This window comes from [Mycobacterium] manitobense (assembly GCF_025821665.1).
GTDB lineage: Bacteria > Actinomycetota > Actinomycetes > Mycobacteriales > Mycobacteriaceae > Mycobacterium > Mycobacterium arseniciresistens.
The window spans coordinates 161175-176263 of sequence record NZ_JACKSJ010000024.1 but is presented as its reverse complement, the minus strand read 5'-3'; the positions used below and the strand labels follow the sequence as shown (position 1 = coordinate 176263).

15 protein-coding genes and 1 pseudogene are annotated in these 15089 nt (G+C 67.4%); 9 read left to right on the top strand and 7 right to left on the bottom strand.

Annotation, left to right across the window (positions count from 1 at the left end; translation table 11 throughout):
* The first annotated feature begins 496 nt into the window (after positions 1-496).
* From H7I41_RS03670 to H7I41_RS03645, 6 genes are all read left to right on the top strand, one after another.
* Entirely contained in the window at positions 497-787 is a 291-nt protein-coding gene (locus tag H7I41_RS03670) for a WhiB family transcriptional regulator (protein WP_264011201.1), read from the top strand.
* 184 nt (positions 788-971) lie between these two features.
* Positions 972-1811: an SH3-like domain-containing protein gene (locus tag H7I41_RS03665; RefSeq protein WP_264011200.1), complete on the top strand. Its 840-nt coding sequence runs from the start codon at positions 972-974 to the stop codon at positions 1809-1811.
* Between the two features lie 28 nt (positions 1812-1839).
* Entirely contained in the window at positions 1840-2550 is a 711-nt protein-coding gene (gene scnC / locus H7I41_RS03660; protein ID WP_264011199.1) for a thiocyanate hydrolase subunit gamma, read from the top strand.
* 99 nt (positions 2551-2649) lie between these two features.
* Complete coding sequence (locus tag H7I41_RS03655; RefSeq protein WP_264011212.1) at positions 2650-2931, top strand: thiocyanate hydrolase; 282 nt, start codon at positions 2650-2652, stop codon at positions 2929-2931.
* 38 nt (positions 2932-2969) lie between these two features.
* On the top strand, positions 2970-4751 hold the full coding sequence (locus H7I41_RS03650) for a penicillin-binding transpeptidase domain-containing protein (protein WP_264011198.1): 1782 nt from the start codon (positions 2970-2972) through the stop codon (positions 4749-4751).
* A gap of 203 nt (positions 4752-4954) precedes the next feature.
* A complete protein-coding gene (locus H7I41_RS03645; RefSeq protein ID WP_264011197.1) occupies positions 4955-5683 on the top strand; it encodes a PAS and ANTAR domain-containing protein in 729 nt (242 codons plus the stop codon).
* 24 nt (positions 5684-5707) lie between these two features.
* On the opposite strand, the gene H7I41_RS03640 is transcribed toward H7I41_RS03645, so the two are convergent.
* Both H7I41_RS03640 and H7I41_RS03635 read right to left on the bottom strand, forming a co-directional pair.
* Positions 5708-6439, bottom strand: coding sequence for a DUF4349 domain-containing protein (locus tag H7I41_RS03640; RefSeq protein ID WP_264011211.1), 732 nt, complete (start codon positions 6437-6439; stop codon positions 5708-5710).
* A 179-nt stretch (positions 6440-6618) separates the two neighbouring features.
* Positions 6619-7302 carry an HD domain-containing protein gene (locus tag H7I41_RS03635; protein WP_264011196.1) on the bottom strand — a complete coding sequence of 228 codons (684 nt, stop codon included), beginning with the start codon at positions 7300-7302 and terminating at the stop codon, positions 6619-6621.
* 131 nt (positions 7303-7433) lie between these two features.
* Between H7I41_RS03635 and H7I41_RS03630 the strand changes: the two genes are divergently transcribed.
* Entirely contained in the window at positions 7434-8270 is an 837-nt protein-coding gene (locus H7I41_RS03630; RefSeq protein WP_264011195.1) for a class I SAM-dependent methyltransferase, read from the top strand.
* Here the strand turns inward: H7I41_RS03630 and H7I41_RS03625 are convergent.
* A complete protein-coding gene (locus tag H7I41_RS03625; RefSeq protein ID WP_264011194.1) occupies positions 8246-8911 on the bottom strand; it encodes a pyridoxamine 5'-phosphate oxidase family protein in 666 nt (221 codons plus the stop codon). The two genes, H7I41_RS03630 and H7I41_RS03625, sit on opposite strands and share 25 nt — an antisense overlap.
* A gap of 226 nt (positions 8912-9137) precedes the next feature.
* On the opposite strand from H7I41_RS03625, the gene H7I41_RS03620 reads away from it, so the two are divergent.
* Together H7I41_RS03620 and H7I41_RS03615 are read left to right on the top strand one after the other, a co-directional pair.
* Complete coding sequence (locus H7I41_RS03620; protein WP_264011193.1) at positions 9138-9500, top strand: hypothetical protein; 363 nt, start codon at positions 9138-9140, stop codon at positions 9498-9500.
* A gap of 74 nt (positions 9501-9574) precedes the next feature.
* Positions 9575-10084: a nuclear transport factor 2 family protein gene (locus tag H7I41_RS03615; protein WP_264011192.1), complete on the top strand. Its 510-nt coding sequence runs from the start codon at positions 9575-9577 to the stop codon at positions 10082-10084.
* 14 nt (positions 10085-10098) lie between these two features.
* Here H7I41_RS03615 and pknB read toward each other — a convergent pair.
* From pknB to H7I41_RS03595, 4 genes and pseudogenes are all read right to left on the bottom strand, one after another.
* Positions 10099-11592: pseudogene (gene pknB / locus H7I41_RS03610) on the bottom strand (Stk1 family PASTA domain-containing Ser/Thr kinase); the annotation flags it as partial.
* Between the two features lie 210 nt (positions 11593-11802).
* Positions 11803-13422: a chaperonin GroEL gene (groL, locus tag H7I41_RS03605; protein ID WP_264011191.1), complete on the bottom strand. Its 1620-nt coding sequence runs from the start codon at positions 13420-13422 to the stop codon at positions 11803-11805.
* A 124-nt stretch (positions 13423-13546) separates the two neighbouring features.
* Entirely contained in the window at positions 13547-13849 is a 303-nt protein-coding gene (gene groES, locus H7I41_RS03600) for a co-chaperone GroES (RefSeq protein ID WP_045384501.1), read from the bottom strand.
* Between the two features lie 181 nt (positions 13850-14030).
* On the bottom strand, positions 14031-15023 hold the full coding sequence (locus H7I41_RS03595) for an alpha/beta fold hydrolase (protein WP_264011190.1): 993 nt from the start codon (positions 15021-15023) through the stop codon (positions 14031-14033).
* Positions 15024-15089 lie beyond the last annotated feature (66 nt).

Here is a 15089-nt window from a genome sequence, read left to right as displayed (position 1 = left end):
GGGCGGCAACGGCCAGCGGCCCGGGTCGGCGCCGAAGGCGGCGAACCGGAGAGCGGTCGCTGGGGTCGTCGTCATCGCTCGGCGACGGTATCAAGCACACCGCGCGGGCCGTTGCCGGCAAATTCATCGACGATCCGGACCAGCCACGGTTAACAGTTGATGGTGCGCGGGTTACGGCGGCGTTACGGCACTCACCGGTGTGCCGCAGAACATGGGCAGAACCGGCGAACCCGATCTGCGGAAACGCGTGAAGCGTACTGGTCGAGGGTGATTCGCTAGCACCTTCCGCGCTACCCACAGGTCACAACAATGAACGTGACGTAAATTCTCCAGCTGCGGTTATGTCATTGAGCACACGTGCAGGCTATTGACGGAATTTCTGGCGCACCCCTACTTTGTGTGCACGAGTAGTCATCGGCGACACGAGCTCGGATCGGTTCCACAACTCACGCGCTCCCGCGTTCTCCACAAGAGTGTGTAGAGAGGGGTTTTACCCATGCCACAGCCGCAGCAGCTGCCCGGACCCAATGCCGACATCTGGGACTGGCAAATGCAGGGCCTTTGCCGAGGCGTCGATTCGTCGGTGTTCTTCCATCCCGATGGCGAGCGTGGTCGCGCCCGCGCCCAACGGGAGATGCGCGCCAAGGAGATGTGCCGGAGCTGTCCGGTGATCGCACAGTGCCGGTCCCACGCGTTGGCGGTCGGCGAGCCCTACGGCATCTGGGGCGGTTTGAGCGAGGCGGAACGCGAACTGCTGCTCAAACGCGGCATCCGCCGCTCGGCGTAGAGAAGACTTCGAGGAGGCCCCATTCCGGGAAACCGGGGTGGGGCCTCGCCGTGTCCGGACCCCGGCCTCCCCGCGGAAAACGCACCGAAAAGCCCACATCTCGCGGGCGCGCGCCACTAGATTGAGTCGCGACGATCGGTACTTCGACATCCCGCCGCACCGTGGCGGGATGAAGGGAGCTCCCATGAGCACGGCAGCCGAACGCGCAGCGCAGCTCGAACTGGTGTCGCGACTGAAGTCCGCCTACCCCGAGCTCCCGGACGCCCCCACTCCCGACCTGCTAGACCATGCCCGGATCACGGCTTACCTCAAGCCCGTTCACGATGTCGGTGGCGAGCCCTGCGCGCCCGAAGAATTCGTGAACAAGGAATACGAGCAGTGGGAGGAACTCACCTACGTCATCTGCGAGGTGCTGGCATGGCGGGGCATCTGGCTGTCGGAGGAACGGCGCCGCATCGGCAACGTCGACGTCGGCCGGGCCGAGTATCTCGGGCTGCCCTACTACGGCCGGTGGCTGCTTGCCGTCGCCCGCATCCTGGTGGAGAAGCATCACCTGGCGCTCGGTGAGATCAGCGAGCGGATGGCCGAGGTGTCCTCGCGGTACGCCGGTGGCCTCGACGGCAGGAAGCTCGAGGCGCAACCGAAGTCCGAGGGCGACGGGTCCCAGGTGAAACGGAACAGCCACCACAAAGACGCTGTCGGCAAAGGTGATCCGCAGAAGTACTCCGGTCTGGCCGGCGAGCCGGGCTTCAAGGTGGGCGACCGGGTCACGGTGCGCGAACTGCCGGTGATCTTCTACACCCGCACACCGGAATACTGCCGCGGCGCCACCGGCGAGATCGCCTCGGTCGCCTACGAGAGTCCCGCCGCGGAGGACGAGACCTGGGACCGCGAAGACGCCAAGCCCGAATGGTTCTACGTGGTCCAGTTCAACATGTCCGAGCTGTGGGACGGCTACACCGGAACCGCCACCGACACACTGCGCACCGAGCTGCCCGAGCGCTGGCTCGAATCCGCCCACTGACTGCCGGTTTTCGAGAGGGAATCCATACATGTCTCACGACCACGACCACGACCACGACCGGACGGTCAAGCCGATGGTGGACGAAGTCACCGACTTCGAGGTCCTCGAGATCGCGCTGCGCGAGTTGTGCATCGAGAAGGGCATCTTCACCGCCGAGGAGCATCGGCGCTTCACCGAGTTCGCCGAGCAGATCGGTCCCACGCCCGCGGCGCGCCTGGTGGCCAGGGCGTGGCTGGACCCCGACTTCAAGCAGCTGGCACTCACCGAACCGATGACCGCCAGCAAGGAGTGCGGCGTCGACTGGATGGAGCCGACCGGCTTCGGCACGCCCAGCGACTTCACGGCGTTCGAGATCCTCGCCGACACACCGACTCTGCACAACGTCATCGTGTGCGCGCTGTGCTCGTGCTACCCGCGGCCCATCCTGGGCAACTCCCCCGAGTGGTACCGCACCCCTAACTACCGCCGCCGCCTCGTCCGGTGGCCCCGCCCGGTGCTCGCCGAATTCGGCCTGTACCTGCCCGACGACGTCGAGGTCCGGGTGCAGGACTCCAACCAGAAGCACCGGTTCATGGTGATGCCCATGCAGCCCGAGGGCACCGAGGGCTGGAGCGAGGACCAGCTGGCCGAGATCATCACCCGCGACTGCCTGATCGGCGTGGCGCTGCCCAAGGCGGGCGTGACCACCAACGTCATCACCAAGACCCGGCCGGCGACGCATCCGATTCCGGCCGAGTGAGGACCCACCGTGTCCACCGAGCCTGAACCACAACCCGTCGACGAAGTCAGAAGCGCTGTCCTGCAGGAGATCGTCGAGCGCAACCAGGTGTGGCCGCGGATGGCCGCCAAGTACGGCGTCGAGAATCCGGTGCCGCCGTGGAAGACCAGCCTCGACGGCCTCTGCGATGCCCTCGACCAGGCGGCGTGCGACGCGAATGTCCCGAACTTCAAGGAACGCCGCGACGAGGAGGACGCCCTCTCGGCGAGCCGGTACGCGGATCTGCCCTACCCCGAGAACCAGTTGATGGCGCTCGCGCACTCGCTGCTGGCGCGCGGCGTGGTCGACGAGGCGACGCTGCAGCAGCGCCTCGCGAGCGTCCGGGCGCGTCTCGAAGCCTAGGCGGCGCCGCACGGCGGCATGGTTACCCTCGTGGTGCCATGACTCGACGTTTCGCACTGCTGCTGCTCGTATGTGTCCTGTGGTCCGCGTCGACGGGGTGTTCGCTGTTCACCGGCAGCGACCCGAAGGACGCGTTGCAGGCATTCGCCGAGGCGCTGCAACGCAAGGACGCCGCCGCCGCGGCGGCCGGCACCACCGACCAGGCGGCGGCCGCGCCGGCCATCACGTCGATGTTCGACGGCATGCCGAAGGACACCACGGTGACCGTCGACGTCGGCGACGTGTCCGAGGACTCCCACCAGGCGACGCTGAACTACTCGTGGACGTTCGGACCCGAGCGGAACTTCCGGTACGACGCGACGGCGACCGCGACGCAGTCCGGCGACGAGTGGCGGGTGCAGTGGGCGCCGACGGTGCTGCACCCGGACCTGGCTGCGGGCATGCACTTTCAGTACAGCGACGACAAGAACTTCCTCACCCCCGTCACCGATCGCGACGGCCAGCCGCTGATGACATGGCAGACAGTCGGCGTGGTCGACCTGCGCCGCGACAACCTGGCCTCGGCGGCAACCCTGGCGCCGCTGCTACAGCAGTTCGCACCGACCATCACCGAGGCCACCATCGCCGAACAATTCGCCGCCACGCAGGACGACGCCGTCACGGTGATCCGGCTGCGGGAAGCCGATCTGGCGGTGGTTCGCGATCAGCTGGCCCAGATTCCGGGCGTCACGGTCACCGAGCAGGGTGCGCTGCTCACCGCCAACCGCGAGCTGTCCTCGCCGGTGATCAGCGGCCTGGATGATGCCTGGCGCACGGCGATCGATGCGGCCGCCGGCTGGTCGGTGGCCCTCGTCGACGCTCAGGGTCAGCCCACCTACGACCTGACTTCGACGCCGGCCAGGGACACGCCGCCGATCCGCACCACCCTGGACACCCGCCTGCAGTTGCTGGCGCAAGCGGCCGTCGCCGCGGAATCCCGGCCCGCCGTCGTGGTGGCGATCTCACCCAGCACCGGTGGCATCCTGGCCGCCGCGCAGAACGCACCCGCCGACGCGCAGGGGCCCATAGCGTTCTCGGGCATGTATCCGCCGGGCTCGACGTTCAAGACCATCACCACGGCGGCGGCGCTCGAGGCGGGCATCGCGACACCCGACAGCCCGCAGGCCTGCCCCGGTCGGGTCACGGTCGAGGACCGCACGATCCCGAACGACGACGAATTCGACCTGGGCACCGTGCCGTTGACGACGGCGTTCGCCCGCTCGTGCAACACCACCATGGCGGTGCTCTCCGACCAGCTGCCCGCGAACGCGCTGCCCGATATGGCCAGACTGTTCGGCATCGGCGTGGACTACGTCATCCCGGGCCTCACCACCATCACGGGCAACGTGCCCAGCGCCGACACCCCGGCGCAGAAGGTGGAGAACGGAATCGGTCAGGGCACGGTGACCGTGAGCCCGTTCGGCCTAGCGGTCGCCGAGGCCAGCCTCGGGCACGGGTCGACGATCACGCCGGCACTCGTCGTCGGCGAGAAGACCACGGCGGACACCGAGTCGAAGCCCATTCCGCCGGCCATCGTCGACAGCCTCCGGGCGATGATGCGTCAGACGGTCGCCGACGGCACCGCGAGCGAGCTGCGCGACATCCCCGGGCTGGGCGGCAAGACCGGGACCGCTGAGTTCGGCGACAACACGAGTTCGCACGGCTGGTTCGCGGGCATCGTCGACGACATCGCCTTCGCGACGCTCGTGGTCGGCGGGAACACCTCGGCGCCCGCGATCAAGGTGACCGGTGACTTCCTGCGGCCCGCCGTCGGCGGCTGAGCCTCGGGGTTTGATCTTCCCGTGTAAGGGCATACTCAGTGGAGTGGCGGGTGCAACGCGGTTGCGTTGACAGGCTCGCTATGAGGTGGGTACGGGATCAACCCTCTCGTTGAGAAAGCAGCGCTCGCCCGTGCCTACCGCACCAGGTGGCCGATTTCTGACGCTGGCGTCGATCGCCACCCGACTTGGCATAATCTCGGGACATGGCCACCAAGGCTTCGAAGAAAACCAGCAGCGGCTTCGCGACCCAGGCGGCCGCCGATGCCGCCGAGATGGGCGTGGACGGCCAGGCCGCGAGTCGCCTTGACCGCGCCCTGATGGGCGGACCTCCGCAGCGGGTCGGGCGTTTCGAATACCACTACCTCACCGACACCTGGACGTGGTCGGACACCGTGGCCCGGATGCACGGCTACGAGCCCGGCGAGGTGACACCCACCACCGAACTCGTCCTCAGCCACAAGCACCCCGACGACCTGGCGAAGGTGCGCGCATTGCTGCAGCAGACCTCGGCGCCGTTCAGTAGTAGGCACCGAATCATCGCCAGGGACGGCACCACCCGCAACGTGGTGGTGGTCGGTGAAGCCGTCACCGACGACGACAAGCGGATCGTGGCCACCCGCGGCTTCTACATCGACATCACGGCGAGTGTCCACGCTCAGGTCCAGGAGACGATCAACGAGGAACTCGAGGTCATCGTCGCCCACCGTGAGTCGATCGACATCGCCAAGGGCATGCTGATGGCCGTCTACGACCTCACCGCCGACGCGGCCTTCGCGGTGTTGAGATGGCGCTCCCAGGAACTGAACATCAAACTGCACGTCGTGGCGCAGACCTTGGTCGACACGCTGCCGAGCTTGCTCCAGACGTCGGACCAGACGCGCGCACCCGTCGACCATTACCTGATGACCCTCGAGGCACCCACCACCGAATGACGGCTCGGTGTGCGCCGTCCGGCTTCACGATCGGCGCGACCGCACCACCCGGATGAGTGCGTAGCCGGCCAGTGCGAACACGGCGAGCACAGCCAGCCACGGCAGCAGCAGGCCGACGAGCAGGAACAGCGTGCCGGTCACCGAAACCAATGCGTCCCATCCCCGTTCGACCTGGCCGAGGAATCCCTGGTACTGCTGCGGCGACGGCCCGCCGACCCGCTCGGCGACGAACGTGACATCCACGGTGCTGTAGTCGATCCGGTCGCCGAGCTGATCGCGCTGCGCCCGCAGGCTGTCCAGGTCGGCCTGGCGTTGCGACAGCGCGTTCTCGGCTGCGATGAGCGCCTCGGGATCCCTGGCGTCACGCATGATCGTCAGCAGTCGGTCGACCGACGTCTGCAGAGCCTTGATCCGCGCGTCGAGATCGACGCGTTGAGCGGTCACGTCCTCCGACCGGGTCTCGGCGGTCTGAACGGTGCCCAGCGTCTTGAGTTCGCGCACCACACCGTCCAACTTCGGCGCGGGCACCCGCAGCACGATCGAGGTGAGCGCCCGGCCCTGCCCCGAGCCGGAATCCTCGGAACGGCTGTCGACCCGCCCGTCGGCGTTCTCGACGATCACCGCGGCCTTATCAGCGGCTTCCGATGTGCTTGCCACGGTGATCGTCATGGACGCGGTCTTGACGACGTCGCGCTGCTCGGTCAGCTCCTGCGGCGGCCCGTTCTGGGGTGCCGGCGCGCCGGCGGCGTCCTTCATGTTGCCGGTCGCGGGTTCCGTGCCGATACCCACGGGCGATCCCGCGCATGCCGTCAGCAGGGTCAGCGCCGCCATCGCCACGACCGCGCGCGCCAGATGCCTTCTCATGACTGGCAACCTAGCCATCCGGACGGAGAACGCCTGCGTTTGCGCGGAATTCACAGGATCGGCCTCGAGCGTCACTCCTGCGGCGGTCGATCCCCCCAGCCGGAATTCGCGATCACATCGAAGAATGTCAGCGATCTGCCGTTGAACAATTCGTGCACGTGGGCGGGAAACGTGAAGGGCGGCGCCTTCATCGGATCGGCCTGGATACCGCGGTCGATGGCTCGGGCGATCGCGAATCCGAGGTCGTCGCGCGGCCACGCGTCATGGACCCGCTCGGCGAAACCCCGGGTGAGTCGGCCCTTGTCCATACCGTCGATGTCGAGCGAGATACCGGAGAACGCGATTGACTGCACGTCTCCGAACCGTTGTGCGAGGCCGAGACTGGTGTGCAGGGCGATGGACTGCCACACGGTGACGATCCGGTCCTCGGCGATGCCGTGGTCGCGAAGGAACCGCGCAGCGGCGTCGGCGCCGTCGACCTCGAATCGCTGACCGCCCGTCCCGTAGTCGGTGATGCCGAGGTCGTGCAGCAGGCAGGCGAGGAAAAGCGTCTCCTCGTCGAGGCCGTCCGCTCCGCGTCGGTCGGGGGTGCACGCGAGCTCGCGTGCGAACAGGAAGCTGCGGACGCAGTGGTTGGCGAGGAATGCCGGTGATACGTCGAACACCAGCTTCAATGCTGCTGAGGAGATGTCGGAGTCGGGAAGGTCCCACTGAGCGCCTCGGGTGGTCAACGAGACGTTGTGCCGGCTGGTCATGTCCTCATGGTGGTCAGCGGGTCCACCCGCAGCCAGTGGCCAGAGTGTCAGTCACCGCCGGAATCCGGCCACCCGTGTGCATCGCCATCGATCCCGCCGGACTCGCAGGCCGCCCGGGTAATTTGATACCGGTGAACCGCGCAGACGGCGAGAGGGTCGACGCCGGCTCGTTGACCGGCGTCTCGGAGACCGCCCTGCTCACGCTGAACGCCCGGGCGTACCAGGCCCGCCACCCGAACCCCGTCATCGACGACCCGATGGCGATCCAGTTGGCCGACGCCATCGACTTCGACTTCGGCAAGTTCGGTCGACGAGGTCAGGAGACAGCCGTCCGCGCCCTCGCCTTCGACCGCGCCGCGGCCCGATACCTCACCCGGCGTCCGTCAGCGGTGGTCGTCGCCCTCGCCGAAGGGCTGCAGACCAGCTTCTGGCGCCTGAACAGCGCGCTGCCCGATGCCACATTCCGCTGGGTCACCGTCGATCTGCCGCCCGTGGTCGAACTGCGCAGGAGACTGCTGCCGTCCTCCCCACGGATCCTCAGCATCGCGCAGTCGGCCCTCGACTACACGTGGATGGATCAGGTGGACGCGAGTGACGGCGTCTTCATCACCGCCGAGGGCCTGTTGATGTATCTGCAGCCGGACGAGGCCATGGGCCTCATCAGGGAGTGCGCCAACCGCTTCCCGGGTGGGCAGATGATGTTCGACCTGCCGCCGGTGCTGGTGAAGCGGCTCGCGCCGAACGGGATGCGGGCCTCGCGCAGGTACCGTGTCCCGCCGATGCCGTTCAGCATGTCGGCCTCCCAGCTGGCGGAGCTGGCCGGCACGGTGCCCGGAATCCATGCCGTGCACGACCTCCCGATGCCGCACGGCCGGGGCCTGGTGTTCGACAGACTGTTTCCCGCATTCTGGCAACTGCGACTGACCAAGCAGATCCGCGGCGCCTACACCCTGCTGGATTTCGGCTGACGGCCGTCACCGATCCGACCGAGCTCTGCCTTGAGGGACGCGTTCTCCTCCTCCAGGACGGCCAGCCGTCGCCGCATATCTGTGAGTACCGGCTCGAGTTCCTCGACGGTGAACCGGGGCGTGATGTGCTGGGGGCAGTTCCAGTCGAACGCGTCCACGCTGACGATGACCGCGCGCTCGACCACCGCGTCATATCCGTCGTCGCCCAGGGACCGGATCAACTCCGGATCCTCCTCGGCGGTCACGATCCGGGCGTGCCCGAAGATCTTCAGCCGCCTCCGCCGGGCGTAGTCCATGGCGATGATCGCGACCCGGTCGTTCCCTCCGATGTTGCCAGTGCTGATGTACTGCAGGTTGCCGCGGAAGTCCGCCCAGCCGATCGTGCCGGGATCCAGGACGCGCGCGAATCCCCTTGGCCCACCGCGAAATTGCACGTACGGCCAGCCGGTTTCGCCAACGGATGCGAGATAGAACCCGTCGCGCTCGGCCAGGAACTCGGCTTCGTCGTCGGTCAGCCGGTCCGGTTCGGCGGAAGCACCGGCAATGATGCGCTTACGTGCGTACACCCGGTCGCTGCCGTGCTCGCGCTGCACCGCCTGCACGTCGTCGGTGAAAGCGATCGCGGGGTAACGCCTACTCATGCATCCTCCAGTCGACGTACGTACATGGATTGGCAGCGTCGCAGCGTGCCCAGGAATTCCCGGCCGCGAGTCGGGGCAATCCCGACCCATGTGCTGTGCAGGTGCTTAGCATTACCTCGATACCAGGAGTGCAGGGCAGGTGACGACAAGACCGGCCCACCGAACAGAACGGCTTGTCATGTTTCGCAGCAGCACTTTTGAGGAGCGGAGCTCATTCGCTCAAGGCGTGGGTTTCGCACTCGCGGCCGACATGGCGATGGCTCGATTCCTGCCTCGCAGGCGCACGTCAGTTGCGGCCGTCGGCCTGGTCACGGCTGCCGCGGTGTATCCGCTGTCGCGTCGCCGGTGGGGCATCGACACCCGTGAGACGGTCACGCTCGCCGCAGCATGCGCGGTCGCAGGCGCCGCAACCTGGCTGCCCGCCCGAACCGCACGTCGCGTAGTGGGCGTCGGCTGGGCGGCCCACGCGGTGTATGACGCAATCTTCACCCACGATGCCTCGATCACCCGCCTGCCCCCTACGTACGCCGCGGCTTGCGCAGGCGCCGATATCGCCATGGGTGCGCGGCTGATACTCGTTCGACGGTGACTGCCGCGCCATGATGTCCAGCCAGGGAGTACTGCACCCTGCCTGGGACGCCACCGCCTGGCTACGTTGCGGATATGACCGATCGACGCAGGACCAGGACAACCCTCGCCGCACTGCTCGCTGCGGCTGCAGTCACGGCGGGATGTGCCACAGCCGACGCCGCACCGCCGCAGGCTGACGCCGAACAACGCAACACCCACCTGGTGCGGGAGGCCTTCACGCGCGGTGTCGGGGACGCCGAGACCTTCTACGCGATCCTCGCCGACGACGTGACCTGGACGGTCGCCCGGGCGACGGCACCGACCACGTACACCAGCCGGCAGCAGTTCCTCGACGACGGCGTCGCCCCGATCGTGGACCGGCTGACCGGACAGATCCAGGCCGATGTTCAGGAGTTGATCGCCGACGACGACCAGGTGGTCGCGCGATGGCGGGGCACCGCGACCGCACGCGACGGCGTGCCGTACGTCAACGAGTACGCCTGGGTGATGACCATGGCGAACGAACGGGTGACCCGCGTCGTCGCGTACCTGGACCTGGTCGCACTCGACGACCTGATCACGCGCGTACCGCTGCCCTCATGAGATCAGGGATCAGGAGTCAGGGGACCGGAACCCAGCACGATGGTGATCTCGGTGGTGGTCGCGGCAATTCGGTTGGCCGGGGGGTTCGTGCCCACGACAAGGTCCTTCATCTCCGGTTGTGACGGTAAGGACGCCTGCTGGAACCGCCCGAAGCCTGCGTCCGTCAGCTCGCGGACGGCATCGGCATAGGTCAACGACCTCACCTCGGGCACTGTTACTTGCGCAGCACCGGTCGACACGTCGGGGACGGGACCCGTCGACACATTGAGCGTGATCTCCTCCCCCGCGGCGACCGCGGTGTCGGCATCGGGGTCGGTGTTGATCACGAGACCGGGCGGTACGGTCGCGTCCGCGCTCTGCAGAATGCGGGTCTTGAAGCCGTCGTTCTGTAGGACGGCGACCGCGTCGGCCGACGTCCTACCGTGCACGTCGGGAACCGCCACGTCGCGGGAATCGCTTGCAAGAAGGTTGATCCCGATCCCACCCCCGATGGCGAGCACAGCCAGCACCGCGACCGCAGTCAGCCAACGCCTGGTCGACCGGCCTGCGTGCCGCCTGCCGTCACCTGACGGCTGTGTCGCCAACTGGGCTGTCGGCGGATTGATGTCGGGCCCGGCCAGCGCCGAGTCGCCGTCGGCGCCGATCCCCGCCATAGCGGCGTACGGGGTCTGTCCACGATGCACGCGAACGAGGTCGGTGCGCATCTCCGCGGCCGTCTGATAACGATTGTCGGGATTCTTGGCCATCGCCTTGAGCACCACTGCGTCCAGGTCGGGCGTGATCTCACTGTTGAGCACTGACGGCTTCACCGGCTCTACCTGGACATGCTGGTAGGCGACCGCGACGGGCGAATCTCCTACGAAAGGTGGCTCTCCGGTGGCGATTTCGTAGAGCACGCATCCGAGCGAGTACACATCGGCCCGAGCGTCGACCCGAACGCCGCGGGCCTGTTCAGGCGACAGGTACTGGGCGGTGCCGATCACCGCGCCGGTCTGGGTGACGCCGACGTCGCTGTCGGCGATCGCCTTGGCGATGCCGAAGTCCACCACCTTCACCGAGCCGGCCGTGCCGATCATGATGTTGGCCGGCTTGACGTCGCGGTGGATGATCCCTCGCTGGTGACTGAAGTTCAGCGCCTGACAGGCATCTGCGATCACCTCGATGGCCTGCCGTTGGCGCATCGCACCGTGGGTACGCACGTAATCGCGCAATGTCACACCGTCGACGAACTCCATCACGATGTAGGACAGCGTCCCGCTCGGCGTCTGCACCTCACCGGTGTCGTAGACGGCGGCGATGGCAGGGTGGTTCAACGATGCCGCGTTCTGCGCTTCTCGCTGAAACCGCAGATTGACGCTGGGGTCCTCGGCCAGGTCGAGACGTAGCAGTTTGACCGCGACGTCACGATGCAACCGCAGATCGCGGGCCAGGTGGACTTCGGACATGCCACCCAGGCCGAGGATCTCGCCGAGTTCATACCTGCCCGACAGTCGCCGCGGAGCGATCATGGCGATGTCCCGGTCGGCGCCGGCGAGGTGGGGTTCTCAGCCGGCAGCGCACTGCCTATCGGCAAATCCGGTGCCACCTGCCGATGGTGGCACGTTTCGGCCGCATCCGCCCTGAGAGCCGAGATGTCGACCATCGACGGGTTGGGCACCCACCGACGAACGAAAGCGCCCCCGGTCGCAAGGACCGGGGGCGCTTCGTGCGTGCTTGATCTAGTGGGCGTGGCCGTGATGGCCGTGTCCGTGATCCTCGTCCTCGGCCGGCTTGTCGACGATCGCCGTCTCGGTGGTCAGGATCATCCGTGCCACCGACGCCGCGTTGAGCACCGCGGACCGGGTCACCTTGACCGGGTCGACGATGCCGTCCTCGGACAGGTCGCCGTAGGACAGCGTGGCCGCATTGAAGCCCTGTCCGTTCGGCAGGCCCGACACCTTGTTGGTCACCACGGCGCCATCGAGACCGGCGTTGGTGGCGATCCAGAACAGCGGAGCCGACAGCGCGGAGGAGAAGACCTCGACGCCGAGCGCCTCGTCGCCGGTGAGCGACCCGCGCAGGCCGTCGAGCGCCGAGCGGGCCTGCACCAGCGCGGCACCGCCGCCGGTGACCACGCCCTCCTCGACCGCCGCCTTGGCCGCCGACACGGCGTCTTCGACTGCTTCCTTGCGCTTCTTCATGTCGGTGTCGGTGGCCGCACCGACCTTGATCACCGCGACACCGCCGGCCAGCTTGGCCAGCCGCTCCTCGAGCTTCTCGCGGTCCCATTCCGAGTCGGTGGACTCGATCTCCGACCGCAGCTGCTTGGCCCGGTCGGCGATGGCCTCCGCGCCGCCACCGCCGTCGACGATCACGGTGCTGTCCTTATCGACGACCACGCGCCGCGCCGAGCCCAGCACGTCGAGGCCGGCCTCCCGCAGCACCAGGCCGACGTCGGGGTTGACCACCTGCGCGCCGGTGACGATGCCGAGGTCCTCCAGGAACGCCTTACGGCGGTCACCGAAGAACGGCGCCTTGACGGCAACGGCCTTGAGCGTCTTGCGGATGGCGTTGACCACCAGCGTCGACAGCGCCTCGCCCTCGACGTCCTCGGCGATGATCAGCAGCGGCTTACCCGCCTCGGCGACCTTCTCCAGCAGCGGGAGCAGGTCGGGCAGCGAGCTGAGCTTGTCGCGGTGCAGCAGCACCAGGGCGTCCTCGAGGACGGCCTCCTGCGAATCGAAATCGGTGACGAAGTAGGCCGAGACGAAGCCCTTGTCGAAGCCGACGCCCTCGGTCACCTCGAGCTCGGTGTTCAGCGTCGAGGACTCCTCGACCGTGACGACGCCGTCGGCGCCGACGCGGGTCATGGCCTCGCCGACCAGCTCGCCGATCTCCTCGTCGCGCGAGGAGACGGTGGCGACCTGGGCGATCGCTTTCTTGTCGCTGACGGGGGTGGCCGCGGCCAGCAGCGCCTCGGATACGGCGTCGGCGGCCTTGCTGATCCCGGCGCCGAGCGCGATCGGGTTGGCGCCGGCCGCGACGTTGCGCAGCCCGGCCTTCACCAGCGCCTGCGCCAGCACCGTCGCGGTGGTGGTGCCGTCGCCCGCGACGTCATTGGTCTTGGTGGCCACCGACTTGACCAGCTGTGCGCCCAGGTTCTCGAACGGGTCCTCGAGGTCGATCTCGCGCGCGATCGTGACACCGTCGTTGGTGACGGTCGGGCCGCCCCAGGACTTGGCCAGCACCACGTGGCGGCCGCGCGGGCCGAGTGTCACCTTGACGGCGTCGGCGAGCTTGTCGACGCCGACCTCCATTGCCCGGCGCGCAGTCTCGTTGAACTCAATCTGCTTGCTCATAGAACTGCTTCCTGCTTGAAAAGACGGATGTCGTGAAGAGAAGGGGGTGTGAAAGAAGAGACGGAACGCATGCCGCCCCGGACATCACCCGTGTGCACGGGGATCTCCGGGGCGGAACACGTCGCTACTTGGAGACGACTGCCAGCACGTCGCGCGCCGACAGGATGAGGTATTCCTCGCCGTTGTACTTGATCTCGGTGCCGCCGTACTTGCTGTAGATGACGGTGTCGCCTTCCGAGACGTCCAGCGGGATACGCTTTTCGCCGTCCTCGTCCCAGCGGCCGGGGCCGACAGCGACGACGGTGCCTTCCTGAGGCTTCTCCTTGGCGGTGTCGGGGATGACCAGACCGGAAGCGGTCGTGGTCTCGGCCTCATTGGCCTGTACGAGGATCTTGTCCTCGAGTGGCTTGATGTTCACGCTCGCCACGATGGAGCCCTCCACTATTTCGGGTGTAGATCCGGGCACACCCCGGACCTGTGTGTTACCAGGTGTTCGGCATGCGTCCGGGTCCGTGCGCCGTCGTCGCGGGTGCCGGCGCAGGGGGTTGGCCGCCTGCCACCTAGCACTCTATACATGCGAGTGCTAGCACTCAAGGCTCGGGTAGTGCCTACCGTGAATGGTGAACGCGAAGGTCACCGAAGAATGCGGTCACCAGCGGATTGAGCAGGTCTGCCCGCTCCCACTGCAGGAAGTGGCCCGCACCCGGCACCACGACCGGCCCGGCGCGGTCGGTGAACGCCACCTCGCAGGTGTGCAGGAAATCCGGCCCGATGACGTGGTCGTCCATGCCGTAGAGGATCAGCGTCGGCACGTCCACCTTGCGGTCCAGGATCGGCGGCTCACTCATCGGCCTGCCGTGCATCAGCTGGTAGCACGCCCAGCCGGCACGCATCCGCTCCTCGGTGGCGAACGGTTCGGCCATGAAGTCGATGTCGGCGGCGCTGAACGTACCCGGCGACGCCCACAGCCGGTGGCCGTACATTCCGCCGATGTACCGCCTGCGTTTGGCCGGTGAATCGAGTTCCGCGGCCAGCGCATCCGGTGTCACACCCTGCAGGTGGCGGTAGTCGGCGGTCGGTCCGTCGCCGAGTGCGAGTATCGATGCGACGTCGATGCCCGCCGCGACGAAGTCGTCGAACACGAACGGCGGCACTGTGTTGAAGTAGACGAGCTTGTCGACGAAGCCGGGGTACCGGTGCAGCATGTCAACGGCGACCGCACCGCCGAGGTCACCGCAGACGACGCCGCAACGCTCGTGACCGAGCACGTCGTGCACGAGCAGGTACAGGTCGCGGCTCCACGCCGCGAGGTCGTAGACGTCGTCGGCCGAGAGATCGGAGTCGCCGAAGCCGCGCAGATCGGGAGCGATCACCTCGTGGCCGGCCACGGCCAGCGGACCGATGTTGCGCCACCAGATCCGCTTCGTCTCGGGGTAACCGTGCACCAACAACAACGGGTAGCCGCCGAGGCCTTCGTGCACGAACGCGAGCGACAACCCGTCGCGGTGCTCGCTCGCGGGGACGTGGCGGCGGTGGATCTCGAAGGCGTCCGGCGCGGGTGTCGCCGGCTGTGCAGGTCGCAACCGCAGGTCGTAGTGCACGGGAGCGAGTCTGCCGGACCGGCCGTCAGATGTTCGCGGATCGACCAACAGGTGCACGGTGGCGGC

Excerpts from the sequence above, each read along its gene's own strand:
- H7I41_RS03670 (WP_264011201.1), top strand. The coding sequence starts at position 497 with ATGCCACAGCCGCAGCAGCTGCCCGGACCCAATGCCGACATCTGGGAC.
- H7I41_RS03665 (WP_264011200.1), top strand. The coding sequence starts at position 972 with ATGAGCACGGCAGCCGAACGCGCAGCGCAGCTCGAACTGGTGTCGCGA.
- scnC (WP_264011199.1), top strand. The coding sequence starts at position 1,840 with ATGTCTCACGACCACGACCACGACCACGACCGGACGGTCAAGCCGATG.
- H7I41_RS03655 (WP_264011212.1), top strand. The coding sequence starts at position 2,650 with ATGGCCGCCAAGTACGGCGTCGAGAATCCGGTGCCGCCGTGGAAGACC.
- H7I41_RS03650 (WP_264011198.1), top strand. The coding sequence starts at position 2,970 with ATGACTCGACGTTTCGCACTGCTGCTGCTCGTATGTGTCCTGTGGTCC.
- H7I41_RS03645 (WP_264011197.1), top strand. The coding sequence starts at position 4,955 with ATGGCCACCAAGGCTTCGAAGAAAACCAGCAGCGGCTTCGCGACCCAG.
- H7I41_RS03640 (WP_264011211.1), bottom strand. The coding sequence starts at position 6,439 with ATGAAGGACGCCGCCGGCGCGCCGGCACCCCAGAACGGGCCGCCGCAG.
- H7I41_RS03635 (WP_264011196.1), bottom strand. The coding sequence starts at position 7,302 with ATGACCAGCCGGCACAACGTCTCGTTGACCACCCGAGGCGCTCAGTGG.
- H7I41_RS03625 (WP_264011194.1), bottom strand. The coding sequence starts at position 8,911 with ATGAGTAGGCGTTACCCCGCGATCGCTTTCACCGACGACGTGCAGGCG.
- H7I41_RS03615 (WP_264011192.1), top strand. The coding sequence starts at position 9,575 with ATGACCGATCGACGCAGGACCAGGACAACCCTCGCCGCACTGCTCGCT.
- groL (WP_264011191.1), bottom strand. The coding sequence starts at position 13,422 with ATGAGCAAGCAGATTGAGTTCAACGAGACTGCGCGCCGGGCAATGGAG.